This is a genomic window from Enterococcus sp. OL5, assembly GCF_006491895.1.
GTDB lineage: Bacteria > Bacillota > Bacilli > Lactobacillales > Enterococcaceae > Enterococcus_D > Enterococcus_D innesii.
Genome location: NZ_VHIL01000002.1, coordinates 161,390 through 177,672 on the forward strand (window position 1 = coordinate 161,390; position 16,283 = coordinate 177,672).

General features: G+C 44.4%; 15 protein-coding genes. 3 read left to right on the plus strand and 12 right to left on the minus strand.

All coding sequences use genetic code 11. The features are described from left to right. Positions 1-34: 34 nt before the first annotated feature. From recG to FJU10_RS03225, 3 genes are all read right to left on the minus strand, one after another. On the minus strand, positions 35-2,065 hold the full coding sequence (gene recG / locus FJU10_RS03215; protein ID WP_140965150.1) for an ATP-dependent DNA helicase RecG: 2,031 nt from the start codon (positions 2,063-2,065) through the stop codon (positions 35-37). Positions 2,066-2,176: 111 nt separating this feature from the next. Further along, on the minus strand, positions 2,177-3,859 hold the full coding sequence (locus FJU10_RS03220) for a DAK2 domain-containing protein (protein WP_140965151.1): 1,683 nt from the start codon (positions 3,857-3,859) through the stop codon (positions 2,177-2,179). Between the two features lie 46 nt (positions 3,860-3,905). Then, a complete protein-coding gene (locus tag FJU10_RS03225) occupies positions 3,906-4,268 on the minus strand; it encodes an Asp23/Gls24 family envelope stress response protein (protein ID WP_005227125.1) in 363 nt (120 codons plus the stop codon). A gap of 266 nt (positions 4,269-4,534) precedes the next feature. Here FJU10_RS03225 and rpmB point away from each other — a divergent pair, with 266 nt between their 5' ends. Both rpmB and FJU10_RS03240 read left to right on the plus strand, forming a co-directional pair. Continuing rightward, complete coding sequence (rpmB, locus tag FJU10_RS03230; RefSeq protein WP_003128045.1) at positions 4,535-4,723, plus strand: 50S ribosomal protein L28; 189 nt, start codon at positions 4,535-4,537, stop codon at positions 4,721-4,723. A gap of 162 nt (positions 4,724-4,885) precedes the next feature. Beyond that, complete coding sequence (locus FJU10_RS03240) at positions 4,886-7,534, plus strand: YfhO family protein (RefSeq protein WP_140965152.1); 2,649 nt, start codon at positions 4,886-4,888, stop codon at positions 7,532-7,534. Between the two features lie 201 nt (positions 7,535-7,735). On the opposite strand, the gene FJU10_RS03245 is transcribed toward FJU10_RS03240, so the two are convergent. Further along, positions 7,736-8,722 carry an Rgg/GadR/MutR family transcriptional regulator gene (locus FJU10_RS03245; RefSeq protein ID WP_140965153.1) on the minus strand — a complete coding sequence of 329 codons (987 nt, stop codon included), beginning with the start codon at positions 8,720-8,722 and terminating at the stop codon, positions 7,736-7,738. A 287-nt stretch (positions 8,723-9,009) separates the two neighbouring features. Between FJU10_RS03245 and FJU10_RS03250 the strand changes: the two genes are divergently transcribed. After that, complete coding sequence (locus FJU10_RS03250; RefSeq protein WP_140965154.1) at positions 9,010-10,323, plus strand: MFS transporter; 1,314 nt, start codon at positions 9,010-9,012, stop codon at positions 10,321-10,323. A gap of 58 nt (positions 10,324-10,381) precedes the next feature. Here the strand turns inward: FJU10_RS03250 and truA are convergent, their stop codons facing one another. The 8 genes from truA to rpsM form a co-directional block, all read right to left on the minus strand. After that, complete coding sequence (gene truA / locus FJU10_RS03255; RefSeq protein WP_140965155.1) at positions 10,382-11,128, minus strand: tRNA pseudouridine(38-40) synthase TruA; 747 nt, start codon at positions 11,126-11,128, stop codon at positions 10,382-10,384. Positions 11,129-11,283: 155 nt separating this feature from the next. Further along, on the minus strand, positions 11,284-12,081 hold the full coding sequence (locus FJU10_RS03260; protein ID WP_086293759.1) for an energy-coupling factor transporter transmembrane component T family protein: 798 nt from the start codon (positions 12,079-12,081) through the stop codon (positions 11,284-11,286). After that, positions 12,071-12,937, minus strand: a complete 867-nt coding sequence (locus FJU10_RS03265; RefSeq protein WP_005232516.1) for an energy-coupling factor ABC transporter ATP-binding protein — start codon at positions 12,935-12,937, stop codon at positions 12,071-12,073. Before FJU10_RS03265 ends, FJU10_RS03260 begins: the two co-directional genes overlap by 11 nt. Beyond that, positions 12,913-13,749, minus strand: a complete 837-nt coding sequence (locus tag FJU10_RS03270; RefSeq protein ID WP_005227109.1) for an energy-coupling factor ABC transporter ATP-binding protein — start codon at positions 13,747-13,749, stop codon at positions 12,913-12,915. Before FJU10_RS03270 ends, FJU10_RS03265 begins: the two co-directional genes overlap by 25 nt. Positions 13,750-14,020: 271 nt before the next feature. Then, complete coding sequence (rplQ, locus tag FJU10_RS03275; protein ID WP_003128038.1) at positions 14,021-14,401, minus strand: 50S ribosomal protein L17; 381 nt, start codon at positions 14,399-14,401, stop codon at positions 14,021-14,023. A 70-nt stretch (positions 14,402-14,471) separates the two neighbouring features. Continuing rightward, entirely contained in the window at positions 14,472-15,410 is a 939-nt protein-coding gene (locus tag FJU10_RS03280; RefSeq protein ID WP_008376367.1) for a DNA-directed RNA polymerase subunit alpha, read from the minus strand. A 79-nt stretch (positions 15,411-15,489) separates the two neighbouring features. Beyond that, positions 15,490-15,879, minus strand: coding sequence for a 30S ribosomal protein S11 (gene rpsK / locus FJU10_RS03285; protein ID WP_005227104.1), 390 nt, complete (start codon positions 15,877-15,879; stop codon positions 15,490-15,492). A gap of 27 nt (positions 15,880-15,906) precedes the next feature. Next, entirely contained in the window at positions 15,907-16,272 is a 366-nt protein-coding gene (gene rpsM / locus FJU10_RS03290) for a 30S ribosomal protein S13 (protein WP_005227102.1), read from the minus strand. Between the last annotated feature and the right edge of the window lie 11 nt (positions 16,273-16,283).

Here is a 16,283-nt window from a genome sequence, read left to right on the forward strand (position 1 = left end):
TCCCTTCATTTTCCCAATCAGTATAGCATATTCTTTAATCAAAAAATTGTTTGTCTGCTTTTTTTGCTGCTAAATAGTTCGCCAACGCCGAAAATTCTGGCAATAGCTGCCAGCCATTTTTTTGCCAAAGCTGGGTAGCTTCGACTTGAGCCACTTCTAAAATGTGGGCATCCGCGACTAAATCGGCAGCCGCAAACTCTGGCAAGCCCGATTGTCGATTGCCGAAGACTTCTCCTGGCCCCCGCAACTGCAAGTCTTTTTCGCTGACTACAAAGCCGTTGGTGGTTTCTGTCATGATCTTCATTCGTTCGACCCCCGTCTCATTTTTCGGGTTTGCGATCAATATACAGTAAGAAGCATCGGCACCGCGCCCTACCCGTCCACGTAATTGGTGGAGCTGGGCTAACCCGAAGCGATCAGCGTCAATGATCAGCATCACTGTCGCATTAGGGACATTGACCCCTACTTCGATGACTGTCGTGGAAACCAAGATCTGCAGTTGATTTTCTTTGAAGGCTTCCATAATAGTGTCTTTTTCTTGATTCTTCATTTTCCCATGCAGCATCCCTACTTGATAGGTTGGGGAAAAATAACTTTGCAGCTGCTCATAAATCTCCGTGGCATTCTTGACATCCAGCATTTCGGATTCTTCGATCAAAGGACAGATGACATACATCTGGTGCCCTTGGGCCAATTCTTTTTGCGCCCACTCTAAGATCGATTCAAACTGCGGCGGTCGGACCCAGCGCGTCTCTACAGGAATCCGTCCTGCCGGCATCTCATCGATCACCGAAACATCCATTTCGCCATAAGCCGTGATCGCTAGCGTACGAGGGATCGGCGTGGCGGTCATAAAGAGTACATCAGGAAGATAGCCTTTTTCCCTTAAGACTTTTCGCTGATTGACCCCAAAACGGTGTTGTTCATCGGTGATGACTAAGCCAAGATGTGCAAAGTCTACCCCTTCTTGAATCAGCGCATGGGTCCCAACGATGATGTCGATCTCCCCAGCTGCTAATTGTTCTAAGATGACCCGCCGTTCTTTTGGTTTGGTCGAGCCTGTCAAAAGAGCGGTGGTCACTTCTAAGGGGTCAAAGAGTTGATTCAAGCTCTCTAGGTGCTGTTGGGCCAAAATCTCAGTCGGCACCATCAGCGCCCCCTGAAAGCCAGCCGTCATCGTAGCATAGAGGGCGATCGCCGCCACGACTGTTTTCCCACTCCCAACATCCCCTTGCAAAAGCCGTTGCATGTGCTGCGGACTTTTCAGGTCATGGCAGATTTCATTGGTCACGCGCTTTTGCGCATTCGTCAATTCAAAGGGCAGTTTACGAGTAAATTCTTTCAAGCGTTGCACATCGTAATCGATCGCCAAGCCGTTTTTCTCGGCTTTTTCGCTTCTCTTCAGTCCTTGGATCTGCATTTGGAACAAAAAGAACTCTTCAAAAATCACCCGACGCTTCGCTTGATGACTCTCTTGGGGATCTTTGGGAAAGTGCATCGCAAACATCGCGGATTTCCGATCCAACAAGCGATATTTTTCGATCAATGACAAAGGCAAGATCTCGGGGATCTGATCACCAAAATCAAGGAATGCCTGTTTGATCAGTTCGATCAACACACTTTGACGCACGGCTTTATTGACATGATAAATTGGGGCAAAGTCCTCGCCACTTTTGCTGCCAAGAATTTTCATCCCCGTCAGACCTTTGCGTTTGGCGTCCCATTTGCCATAGACGGCGATCTCTTCTGAGACCTCTACTTTGTCCTTCAAATAAGGCTGATTGAAAAAGGAGACATTAAAGACATCGTGGTCTTGCATCATGCGAAATTGCAACCGACTTTTCTTGTAGCCAAAGCGATTGACGACCGGTGGGGAAACGACGATCCCCTTGATCGTTACTTTTTCTTGGTCTTGAATCTCCGCTAATTGCCGTTCTTGAATGTCTTCATAACGAAACGGGTAATACTTTAGCAGGTCTTCGATGGTCTCGATTCCTAAACTCGCCAAGTCTTGGGCGCGTTTTTCTCCGACACCCTTTAATACCGTAAGTGGCTGATTCAGCATAGGTACCCTCCTTTTCCAAAGTGATTTTAATTATTGCAGAGAGTCCTGCATTCATAGAAAAAGACGGAGCCAAAAATCATCTACGATTTTTGCCCCCGCCGCCTAATTTGTTTATTCTGCTGAGAAAAGATACGGATAAACCGGCTGATCTCCTTGATGGATCTCTACTTCGATCTCAGGATGCAGTTCAACGATCGCTTCTTCGATTTTCGCTGCTTCTTTGGCTTTGCCTTCTTCACCGATAATGATGGTCACGATCTCAGTATCTTCTGTGATCATTTTTTCTAAGGTAGTCATAGAAGCAGAGAAACGATCAGGAACAGAAACAACGATTTTGCCGTCGACCATTCCTAAGAAGTCGCCTTCTGTGATTTCGATGCCATCGATTGATGTATTACGGATTGCATGAGTCACTGATCCGCTGACAACACTTGCTAAGACATCGGTCATGGCTTGCTGATTTTCAGCTAGTGTGGACTGCTCGTGGAATGCCAGCATCGCTGTCATCCCTTGAGAGATCGTCCGTGTTTCAACAACCGCTACTGGAATCTCGGAAACTTCCGCTGCTTGCTGCGCCGCCATAAAGATATTTTTGTTGTTCGGTAAGACGATCACTTGATCAGCATTGACTTCATTGATGGCCACCAAAATGTCTTCTGTGCTTGGGTTCATCGTTTGGCCACCACTGATGACATAAGAAGCGCCTAGGCTAGTAAACAATTCTTTCAAGCCTTCCCCCGCCGCGATCGCAATGATCGCAAATGGTGTCCGCGGACGTTTTACTGGTGCTGGTTTTGCTTCTTGCTGATCGTGTTCCAAGATCGTTTCATGCTGAAGGCGCATGTTGTCGACTTTGATTTTCACCAATGAACCAAATTTTTGCCCATAATTCATGACTTCGCCGGGATGTTCCGTGTGAACATGGACTTTGATGATCTCATCGTCGTTGACCACTAATAAGGAATCTCCCAACTCGTTTAAGTAATTACGGAATGTTTCATAATCGAATTCACTATCAACGGTCGGACCTTCACCAATTTTCACCATGATTTCTGTACAATAACCAAAAGTGATGTCTTCAGTCGCTAATTGCCCTTGGATACTGCGATGATGTTCCGCATTGACCATTTCATCCATTGCAGCTGGAGATGGTTCAAAAATTTCATCGGCTGGGTATTCCCCGGTCAATGCATTTAAGAAACCTTCATAGATAAACAACAGGCCTTGACCGCCACTATCTACCACACCGACTTCTTTTAAAACCGGTAATAGATCAGGGGTTTTCGCCAATGACCGTTTTGCGCCATGAACCACTGCTTTCATGACTTCGATACAATCATCAGTGGTTTGGGCTTTTTTCTCGCCATATTCAGCGGCGATGCGTGCCACAGTCAGGATGGTTCCTTCCACAGGCTTCATGACTGCTTTATAGGCGGTTTCTACTCCATGAGTAAAGGCTTGAGCCAATTCTGGTGCAGTGAGTGTTTCTACGGTTGGAATTGCTTTAGAAAAACCGCGGAATAATTGAGACAAAATGACGCCGGAATTCCCACGTGCGCCCATCAATAGTCCTTTTGAAAGTGTAGCGGCAAGATCGCCGACGTTTTCTGAAGTCGCATCTGCGACAGCTTTTGCTCCACTGGTCATGGATAGATTCATGTTTGTCCCGGTATCTCCATCTGGAACAGGAAACACATTCAATGAGTTGACAAACTCTGCATTAACTTGTAGACGAGCCGCGCCTGCCTGCACCATTTCTTGAAACTGACTTGCGCTGATATTCGTTACCTTCACTTAGATAGTCCTCCTTAAAATCATCCGCCATGAACGGATCCCTTGCCTAATCTGGCAGTACACGTACGCCTTGAACAAATACATTTACCGAGTTCGCAGATACACCTAGCATCGTTTCTAAGTTGTATTTCACTTTTTCCTGCACGTTGCGGGAAACTTCGGAAATCTTTGTTCCATAGCTGACGATCGTGTATACATCCACTGCAATGCCGTTTTCTTCTTGGCGGACAACGACACCGCGAGAATAATTTTCTTTTCGTAAAATTTCATTGATGTTATCTTTGATTTGTTTCTTGCTAGCCATACCAACAATGCCGAACACATCTGTTGCTGCGCCTCCGACCACTGTTGCAATGACTTCATTGCTGATTTCAATAATACCTGATGAGGTTTGAATTTTTACAGCCATTTTATAGCCTCCTTCAATGGGCATGACCCATCTTTCTTCTTACATATTTTATCATAGCTGTACCGCAAATAAAAGGATGAGACATATGAAAAGGGGCTTTCTGACCAAACGTCTTGCATTTCGACCTTGTTTAATTTACAATGTTTACCGGGAAAAGTCAATGTTTCTTGAAAATTACTCTTGCTTTTTTCACCTTTCTGTGATAAATTCAGATGGTATGAGCTGAAATAGCGCTCCAACATCAAGGCAAAGGAGGAAATAACCACATGGCTAAAGTTTGTTACTTTACTGGACGTAAAACTACAAGTGGAAACAATCGTTCTCACGCAATGAATGCGACAAAACGTACTGTGAAACCTAACTTGCAAAAAGTTCGCGTTATGATTGACGGAAAACCTAAAAAAGTTTGGGTGTCAACTCGTGCTTTGAAATCTGGAAAAGTTGAGCGCGTATAATTAGACCTTTTCGGCCGTTCGTTTTGAACGGCTTTTTTTGTGCCCTTTTTTCTTTGGTGCGCTTTCACTTAGGTTTTCATTAAAGAAAATAGGTCTTTGTTTTTTTAATCGATTCACCTGTGGTAAACTAAGAAAAAATTGATAAAGAACAGGTGACTTCTTGTGACGAAAATAAAAACATTTGCCAAACAACATTGGCCTTATATGCTTGCTAGTTTCTTCTTGCCGTTTCTTATCATGGCAGTGATCTATTTGACCATTGGCATCTACCCTGGCAGCAGCCGCAGTGTCTTAGCCAGTGATGCCTTTTCGCAATTCTCAAACTTTCATGCCAGCTTCCGCAATATGCTCTTAGGCAAGCAAAGTATCTTTTATACGTGGAACGCCTCCTTAGGCTTAAATTATCTGGCATTGATCTCCTATTACTTAGGCGGGATCTTCACTCCCCTGGTCTTGTTATTCCCGAATCAGCTGATGCCAGATGCGCTGTACTTTTTGACCTTGATCAAGATCGGCAGCGCGGGCTTGGCGTTTTGGTTTTATGCCAGCCAAACCTTTAAGATCCAACGTTGGCAACACGTGACCTTAGCCGTCTGTTATGCCTTGATGTCCTTCATCACCGCCCATTCGGAACTGATCATGTGGCTTGATGCCATGATCTATCTGCCACTGGTGATTTTAGGCATTGACCGTTTAGTGAAAAAGAAAAAACCAGTCGTGCTGTTTATCAGCTACTTGCTGTTATTTTTATCCAGTTTTTACATGGGCTTTATGATTGGTCTCTTTTCCGTGATGTATTTCTTGGTCCAATTGGGCCGCAACTGGAAACAAGCTCGCGGGGCGATCATCCCTTACGGCATCACCTCCTTGTTAGCAGGGGGCGCCTCAATGGTGATCATCTTACCTGCCCTGCTGGATTTGCGGTCGAACGGGGAAGAGTTGACGACGATTTCTTCCTTTAAAACCGAAGCCACCGATGTCTTTGACCTTGTAATGAAAAACATGATTGGAGTATACGATACAACAAAATACGGCTCCATTCCCTTCATCTATATCGGCTTATTGCCGTTGCTGTTATGTATTTTATATTTTGTTTCGAAGAAAATCCGCTTGAAGGATAAATTCTTATACGCTGGCATGTTTGCTGTTTTGATTGCCAGTTTTTATATCGTGCCGATGAATCTTTTTTGGCACGGGATGCATGCCCCAAATATGTTCCTTTTCCGTTATGCCTATTTGTTCTCCTTCTTAGTGATCATGCTGGCGGGATACGGGTGGGAGCAGCTGCAGCAAAAAGATCGTGGATTGTTTCTCATTATTGGTCTTTCTACGATCGTGGTGTTTGCCCTTTCCTACGCATTGAAAGGACCTGGAACCTATGAATATGTTTCCGCTACTTCTTTTGCGCTAACGATCGTATTCTTTGTTCTTTACTTGTTATGTATTGGGTTCGGGCAATTAGGGCTTTTAACACAAAAACGAGTGACGATCTTGATGCTGATCTTCGTCTGCGGAGAAATGGCCGTCAATACCAGCGGCATGGTTCGCGGAATTTTGAATGATTGGAACTATGCTTCTCGCAGTTTGTATACAGAACCTTATCCGGACATCAAAAAACTTGTCACTCAAGCCAACGAAGACAACGATACCTTTTTCCGATTAGAAAACCTTGATCCTGTTTCTTCCAACGACAGTATCAATTATGGCTACAGCGGTGTCAGCATGTTTTCTTCGATCCGTAACCGCAATTCTTCAAGCTACCTGGACAAACTGGGCTTTCGGTCCCGCGGTACCAATTTAAATATCCGCTATCCGAATAATACCTTGCTGATGGATGCTTTTACAGGGATCAAATACAATATCTCCAAGCCAAATCTCACCAAATATGGCTTTCAACGAGTCGGGGAATCTGGTGAATACAAGCTTTATGAAAATCAAAATGCGTTACCGCTAGGTTTCTTGGCTGAACCGACCATCGAATCGATTGAACAGCCGCAAAACGACAACTTGACGAGCCAGAAAAATCTTTTCAATGGATTGGCCGATTTAAATTTAGAGTATTTTGCCTTTCAGCCGATCACGGTGATCCATAGTAAAAATACAGATATCACCAATGACGGCATGTATATGAAATTTACCGAGCAAGAAAGCAATGTCGCAAAAGAAGTGACTTGGCAAGTGGAGGTTCCGGCGAACTCGCAAGCGTACTTGAGTCTCTTCCCTGCCAACTTCGGAGAATTGGAAAGCTCATCTGCCACCGTAACAGTCAACGGCCAGCAGCGAGAAACGCAAATCAGTATCATTGGTCAATACTACGACTTAGGGCACTACGAGACCGATACGACGGTTCAATTCACCGTCAGCTTCTACGGAACACCTGAGATCTCATTCCAAAACCCGCAAGTCGTCACCTTGGATACCAACGCCTACCAACAAGCAATTGATGCGATCCAAGATCGAGGGGTCGCTATGACGGTCGGCAAACGCAGTGCCAAAGCCGATATCACGACTGAAAAAGAGCAGCAGCTTGTGACGACCATCCCTTATGACAAGGGCTGGACTGCTACGCTTGATGGCAAAGAAGTCCCAATCACGGCCTTTCAAGACGGCTTTATCAGTGTGACGATCCCAAGTGGTAGCCATCACTTGGAACTGTCCTTCTTGCCGCAAGGCTTTGTTATCGGTGTTTTCTTGTTCTTCGGCTGCATCGCATTGTTTATCTTGTTTGCTTGGTTTTACCAGAAACAAGTAGCCAAAAAGCAAGTCTTGGCCGAACAACGTCAACTCATGGATCAAGCGCCAGAAAACTAATCGAAAAAGAACCAACTCGTCTTTTTGAGGTGATCCCCTTAAGTTAGAGCAAACGCTGACTTATGGGTGTCCCTCAATGATCGGTGAGTTTGGTTCTTTTTTTGTGCTGGGGTTCCGCAGCTGTTCGCTCTAGTGGCCTTAGCCTCCACTATCGAATAGATCCCCTTCGATTCGAGGCCAAATACCTAGCCCTTAGAGCGTTTAGCGAAACATAAGATAACTGTTAGGTTCTTCCGCATTTTTCTTGATGGAGTGCAACGATCGCTCCCATAATTTAACCATTTTGGTTTGTTTCAAGACGCGAAAGATCGAAAGCCCTTGGTCGAATTTCAACAGTCCTTTTTCTTGATCGCCATAAATATACCAATACCATCCTTGATAGCAAAGGAGATGCGTACTGTTTAGCATGTCTCCGCGATCTGCCAATAATTCCTCCGCAATGGTCAACACCTCTTTTGCCCACTCCAGACGGCGAAAATTGACAAACGTCGTAAAACAACTAAAAATCAAATCCATTTGTATTTCTCGCATCAAGGACAAACCTTGTTCTTTTTTGGTCCGTGAAATAGCAACCTGCAGTAAGTGATAGGAGGCTTCGACAGGAAACAAGAATTGAAAATAGCGAAACAGCAAAATCTCATAGACGCCCCAGTTGTCTACTTTCATAAGGTAGGAGATGACGGGTCGGGTTTTGATGCGTAGCTTTTCCATATATTCATCGGGTGAGCGGTCGGGTTTAGAACCTGAGAGATTGATTTCATGTATCTCCTTTGTAATCTCAAGGTACAGAAAAACAAAAGAATGCTGTTTGGAAGCGGCGATCAGTTCGCTGCGCATTTCCTCCAGCCCTTCTTTGCTTCGCTGGGCGTGGGCGTTACTCAAGTAAGCTTCTTTGTTGATCCCTAAGATTCGATCCAGTAAATCCATAAATTCGCTCGTCATATAGCTAGGGAAACTCATCAGGTTGTCGTGACTTTTTACGCCCTTTTGTTGTGCACGTAAATAATAAAACTCCTCCACCGTAACATGGATATTTTCTAATAGGCGTTCCAATCGATGAATACTGATACTTGAAGCACCTTGCTCAAATTTACTGATAAACGAGCGACTGTTTTGTTCATCCGCCACTTGAGCGATCGTATAGCCGCGCTCTTTGCGCAATTGTCGGTACAGTTTTCCTTCTTCCATGACTATCCTCCTAGCGATCAGTCTGCAAACGCCAAACCAAACCCGCTTCACGAATGAAGCTCCGCAATTAAATTTTACTATTTTAGATTCAACCTTATAAAATGTTGAGGAACAAAATCTACGGTACCCTATTTATATGCCACTCTTTTAGCTGTTAGCCACTCGTGACAGTAACCTCTGGTATGCTCCTGGTACATTTAAATTCCACTATAGTGGAATATTTTCTCTTCCTAGTATAAAGCATCCTATACTGATTTTACAACGTAGAACGTGAAAGGATGATTTCGATGAAAGAATATCAACAAAACAAAGGCTATCGTGCCTTAGTCAACGCCGCCTTACTCAGTGGCATCGGCATGAGTTTATTTAATATCGTCTTTGTAGTTTATGCCAGTACATTACCCTTTAATGCCCTTGCTGTTTCCTTAGCCTCCATGGCCCTGCTGGTCCCTGATCTCTTACGAATCCTGACGGGCTATCTAGCCGATCGTACCAAAAACAAAGTGCAATGGATGATCAGCAGTCGACTATTACAAGGAGTACTTTTTGTGGCACTCACTTTTTTGATCCAATTGCCGCCTAGTTTATGGTCTTTCTTCCTTTTGCTAGGCATCAACATTGTATCTGATTGTTTGGGCGCTTATTGTTCTGGGTTGCAGCTGCCCTATGTTCGCCGTCTTGTGCCTGCTGACGCCTTAGACAGTGCCATGGGTTTTCAAATGGCGTGTCAAACCACCGTTCAAATCGTCTTTCAAGGGATCGGTGCTTGGGGGATCGTTTTACTGAATAATAATTTTGCCGCTTTTGGTTTGATCAATGCCGTGACGTTTTTCTTAGCCGCCATCGTGATCTTCTGGAACCGCTCGCTCTTTTATGCGGTGCCAGGGAAAATCAATCAAGCGCCAACACCACTCTTTCAGAATTTCTCGGAAACCTTTAAATTATTGACTGGTACAGCTTTTCTTAAAAAGATGATCCTCTTTGCCTTACTGATCAATACCTTAGCAGCTAGTACGAGCGGTCTACTAAATCTCCAGTTGTTGGATGACCTTGCGCTTTGGTTTGCCACTTATGGTAACACCGTTGCGATGGCAGGTATCGCTACTTCGATCGGTATGGTCGCTGGTGCCTTGTTTGCTGCCGACTGGTTCAAGAATACCGGTCTGGTTCGCTTGATTGCGTATACCTCTTTCGTTTTATGTCTGTTGACCTTGAATTTTCTCTTCCTGCATAACCGTTGGCTCATGATTGCGCTGCTCTTTGCTGAAGGCTACCTGATTGGGAAAATCAATCCCCGCTTTTCGGCACATCTGATTCGTGAGATCGATGAAGAACATCTCGCCATCAGCAGCGGGATCTTTTCCACCATTGTGATGATAGGGGGCCCCGTCGGTCAAATGGTCTTTTTAGGCATCGGCAATCGCTATCACGTTGCTTGGAGCTGGCTGCTTTACTTGCTTTTTGCATTTTTGGTAGCCATCGCCGCCTTAGTCGCTGCCAGTACCTTGGAAAAAACACCCACCACTGCTGCGCCTAAAATCGCGACGGAAAGGACTGAAGATTGGCAAGAAACTACCCCTGTTTTGCCTGAGAAAAAATAAAAACACAAGCTTTCGCTTTCTCTTGTTGGACAAGAGCAGCGAAGCTTGTGTTTTTTCCTTATTCATAGGCAACATGAACCAAATACAATCCTTCTGGATGAGCTGTGGGTCCTGCCGCATTTCGGTCTTTTTGCGCAATGATTGCAGGAATACTGTCAGGTGCGAGGCGTCCATTGCCGATTTTCAGCAATGTGCCCACCATGATCCGAATCATCTTATACAAAAATCCATCGCCGCGAAAGTTAAAAATCAACTCATCTCCAGCGTCATTGACCGCCATGGACGCCTCATGGATCGTCCGTGTTTTGTCATCGACGGAACTGCCCGTCGCACAAAAACTGGTAAAGTCATGGGTGCCTAAAAAATCTGGCAACGCCCGTTGGATTTTTTCCAAATCTAGCGGATACGGATAATAGCTGGCATAATGGCGGCGGAAAGGACTGCGGGGTTTCCCAATGTCTACCCGAAACTGGTAGGTTTTTTCAATGACTAAGTAGCGGGCATGGAAGGTATCGTCAACGATCTCCACCGATTTTACCGCAACATCTTCTGGCGTTTGGGTATCTAAACCAAAGCGCATTTTTTCCAGTGGACGCTTTTGAGGGAAATCGAAGTGGATCACTTGCCCTTGCGCATGGACCCCCGCATCGGTGCGGCCAGAGCCATGAATCTGGATCGGCTGCCCATTGTTCATCTTCGTTAATGTCTTTTCAATCTCTTCTTGAACCGTTCGTCCATTGGGTTGACGCTGAAATCCTTGAAAATTCGTACCATCATAAGCGATCGTCGCTTTATAGCGGACCATTGAATCACCTGTTTCTTTCTATTTTTTCAAAAAAAGGCCTATGAGAAAAGTCTGATCGATCGACAGGCCTTTTCCAACCAGCCGCTGGGATTGCCAGCAGTCTCGTTGCTTCGTTAAGAACCTTTCGTGGGTTGACTTTAATCATAGGTCTTCGTTTATCCTCTTAAGAACACTAACGCTACTGTAAAGAGCGCAAAAACGATGACAACCAATGTGTCCCGTTGATGCCAGTGCAAAATACGATACTTGGTACGCCCTTCGCCGCCTTGATAGCCTCTGGCTTCCATAGCGGTAGCTAGATCTTCCGCACGGTTAAAGCTGCTGACAAATAAAGGAATCAACAAAGGAACGATCGCCTTCATCTTCTGCAACAGTCCCCCTTCGCCGAAATCGACCCCACGGGCACGCTGGGCGTTCATGATTTTTTCTGTTTCATCCATTAAGGTTGGCACAAAGCGCAACGCAATCGACAGCATCAGTGAGATTTCATGGACAGGGAAACGGATCGCTTTTAAAGGACGCAAAATGTATTCGATCGCATCTGAAAGCTCTAATGGAGGCGTCGTTAACGTCAACAAGGTCGACATGAAAATGATCAAAACAAAACGGCAAAAAATAAAAATCCCGTTTTGGACACCAAATTCTGTGATGTTAAAGATCCACCAAGACCAGTAGACGTCGCCGCCGGTAGTAAATAAAATCTGTAACGCCACGGTAAACAAAATCAGCCAAATCAAAGGACGTACGCCGCGAATAAAGAAGCCAAAATCAATTTTTGAAAAGGAGATACAAAAAAGCGTAAAAACCCCCGCTAATAAATAGCTTTGCCAATTATTTGCCAAAAAGATAATCGCGATAAAATAAAAACTAGCAATCAATTTGACCCGTGGATCTAAACGGTGGATCAAGGAGTCCCCGGGAATAAAACGACCGAAAATCAGTTTATTCATCATGGGCAGTCGCCCCCTTTGCTACTAAAACATCTGCCAGTTCATCAGCCGTTAGCGGCAACTGCTCAAATGCCAATCCTCTGGCTTGGAGTTGCTCCGCAAATGCGGTTGCTGTCGGTACCCCTAACTGCTTTTCTTGCAACCAGGCAGTATCTTGAAACACAACGGACGGCGTGCCGGCTTTGACGAGACGGCCCTTTTCTAACACATAGACATAATCAGCATAGTTTGCCACATCATCCATCAAGTGGGTCACTAAAATGATCGTCATGTTCTTTTCCCGATGCAGGCGATCAAACATTTCCATCATCTCTTTGCGTCCTTGTGGATCTAAGCCCGCTGTCGGCTCGTCTAAGACCAAAACTTCTGGTTCCATAGCCAAGACCCCAGCAATCGCTACACGGCGCATTTGGCCCCCTGAAAGGTCAAATGGTGAACGTTCCAGAAAACTCTCATCTAAACCTACCAATTGAATGTATTCTTGGGCTAATCCTTTGGCTGCTTCTTCGGAGACCCCAAAGTTTTTCGGTCCAAAAGCGATATCTCTCGCCACGGTTTCTTCAAATAATTGGGATTCAGGAAATTGAAAAACGATCCCAACTTTTTTACGTAACGGTTTTAGATTTTTGTTGTCTGTCTCGGGTTTGATGACTCGCTCACCGATCGTGACCGTGCCAGTCGTTGGTTTTAATAATGCATTCAAGTGCTGCAGCAACGTAGATTTTCCGCTACCTGTATGACCGACTAAGGCGGTATAAGAGCCTTCTTTGATCTCTAAATCGATATCGAACAAAACCCGTTGTTCAAACGGAGAATGCGGTTGGTAGGTGAATCCTACTTGTTCAAAACGGATGTCCATAGCCAATCCACCATCCCTTCTTCAGTTAAGTACGCTTGCGGTACCGTGACGCCCCGCTGTTTTAGTGCCGCCTTTAATTTTTCAGGAAATGGCAGATCTAAGCCTAGCTCAATCAGTTCTGGACCTGCAGAAAAAATCTCTGCGGGTGTCCCTTCGCGGACGAGCTCTCCTTGACGCATCACCAGCACCCGATTGGCATTGGCTGCTTCATCGATATCATGGGTGATCGAAAGCACGGTCAAATTGTTTTTCTCTTTGATTTTTTTGATCGTTGCGATCACTTCTTCACGGCCTTCTGGATCTAGCATACTAGTGGCTTCATCAAGAATGATGATATCTGGGCGCAATGCAACGACGCCAGCAATGGCTACCCGCTGTTTTTGACCACCAGAAAGACGCGCGGGTTCCCGGGTCGCAAACTCGCTCATCCGTACTTGTTCCAGAGCGTCTTTGACACGAACCAGCATTTCTTCTCGCGGGATTCCTTGATTTTCCAAACCGAAAGCCACATCATCTTCCACCGTCGAACCAACGAATTGATTGTCAGGGTTTTGAAAGACCATACCGACCATTTTTCGAATATTCCAGATATTTTCTTCATTCAAAGGCAATTCGCCGACAGAAACACTGCCTTCTTGTGGCAAGATCAAGCCATTGATGGTTTTTGCTAAAGTTGATTTACCAGAGCCGTTATGGCCGATCAACGCCACCCATTCCCCTTTGTTGATGGAAAAGGATACGTTATTTAACGCGGCACGCTCTTCTTCGCTATAACGCACAGTAATAGCATTCAATTCAATGATTGGCTTCATGATAGACTCCTTCATTTGCGATTAATTCTTTCTAACACTACCAAAAAAGCGCACGTTTTTCAATGATTCACGCACGATTTGTCTCCAGATCTTTTTTTCACTTGCCATCACCTGTCTTGACAGGTAATCGAAAGTAAAAAAAAAGCACTTTATGATGAGTGCGTACACCTCGAAATACATCGAGGTGTAGGCGCTGAGCTAGACTCGGAAAGTTTCTTCCAACATCATAACACTCTTAGTAAACATCTATAAAGTGATGATAAGTGTGATTTTAAACAAGTTCTAGGATAACCATTGGTGCAGCATCTCCGCGTCTTGGTTCTGTTTTCAAGATACGAGTATATCCACCTTGGCGATCTGTGTAACGAGGAGCGATATCATTGAATAATTTTTGTAATGCTGATTCAATAACTACTTCTTCGTTTTCTTCACGTACACTTGCAACTTCATTACGAACGAATGCTGCTGCTTGACGACGTGCATGCAAATCACCACGTTTACCTAAAGTGATCATTTTTTCTGCAGTTGAACGAACTTCTTTCGCACGAGCTTCAGTCGTAACGATACGTTCGTTAATGAATAAATCAGTTGTCAAATCACGCAACATCGCTTTACGTTGGCTAGATGTGCGTCCTAGTTTACGATAACTCACGTGGTTTCCCTCCTTCACTTTCGAATGTTGTATCGGTCAGACGAACCGAACTAACGTAATCGAAAACGGTTTAATCGTCTTTACGTAGTCCTAAACCTAAATCATGTAATTTCACTTTGACCTCTTCAAGAGATTTACGGCCTAAGTTTCTTACTTTGATCATTTCTGGTTCAGATTTGTTTGTCAATTCTTGTACAGTATTGATTCCTGCACGTTTTAGACAGTTGTATGAACGAACAGATAAGTCTAATTCTTCGATCGTCATTTCCAACATTTTTTCTTTTTGTGTTTCTTCTTTTTCAACCATGATTTCAGCGTTTTTCGCTTCATCCGTTAGGTTTACAAAGATGTCTAAATGTTCAGTCATGATCTTCGCAGACAAACTCATTGCTTCCAATGGTTCGATTGAGCCATCAGTCCATATTTCCATCGTTAATTTGTCGAAATCATCCCGACGACCGACACGTGTGTTTTCTACTTGGTAGTTGACACGACGTACTGGTGTATAGATTGAATCGACTGGAAGAACACCGATTGGCATGTCTTCTTTTTTGTTTTCGTCCGCTTGAACGTAGCCGCGGCCAGGTTTCACTGTTAAGCGAGCATGGAACGTAGCACCTTCAGAAACGGTACAGATATACATATCTTTGTTAAGGATTTCTACATCACTATCAACGATGATATCGCCAGCAGTTACTGTAGCAGGTCCTGAAATATCAATTTCAAGGGTCTTTTCTTCATCCCCGTACATTTTCAATGCAAGACCTTTAATATTCAAGATGATTTGAGCAACGTCTTCCCGAACACCCTTAACAGTTGAGAATTCGTGTAAAACTCCATCGATTTGAATATTGGTGATTGCCGCACCAGGTAAAGAAGATAATAAAATACGACGTAGGGAATTTCCTAGTGTAGTTCCGTAGCCTCTTTCAAGAGGTTCCACGATGAACTTGCCATAATCTTTGTCTTCATCAATCTTTGCGATTCTTGGTTTTTCGAATTCAATCATTCTTATCTATTACCCCTTTCAAAACGAAAAGTGTCTTGTTCAATGACGTTTTTGTTACACTCAAAATGAGCAGCACTCATTAAACACGACGGCGTTTTGGAGGGCGGCATCCATTATGAGGGACTGGAGTCACGTCACGGATCGCACTCACTTCCAAACCTGCTGCTTGTAATGAACGAATTGCTGCTTCACGTCCAGAACCAGGTCCTTTAACTGTTACTTCAACAGTTCTTAATCCGTGTTCCATTGCTGCTTTGGTAGCTGTTTCTGCTGCCATTTGAGCGGCAAAAGGAGTAGATTTTTTGCTTCCTTTGAAACCTAATGAACCAGCTGATGACCATGCTAATGCATTACCATGAGTATCAGTGATCATTACGATTGTATTATTGAATGTTGAGTGAATATGTGCAATACCCGCTTCAATATTCTTTTTCACACGGCGTTTACGACTCACTTTTTTTGCTGCCATGAAGTTTTAACCTCCTTCACTTAGGAATTATTTTTTCTTGCCTGCGACTGTTTTAGACGGGCCTTTACGAGTACGTGCATTGTTTTTCGTGTTTTGTCCACGAACTGGCAATCCACGGCGATGACGGATCCCACGGTAAGAACCGATTTCCATCAATCGTTTGATGTTTAAGTTCACTTCACGACGAAGGTCACCTTCAACTTTTAATTTATCAACTTCTGCACGGATAGCATCTGTTTGTTCATTCGTTAAATCACGAACGCGAACTTCTTCAGACACGCCAGCGTCAGCTAAAATTTGTTTTGCAGTCGTGTTACCAATACCATAGATATAAGTAAGTGAAACGACCACACGTTTATCACGAGGAATATCTACTCCTGCAATACGAGCCATATTTGTTACAC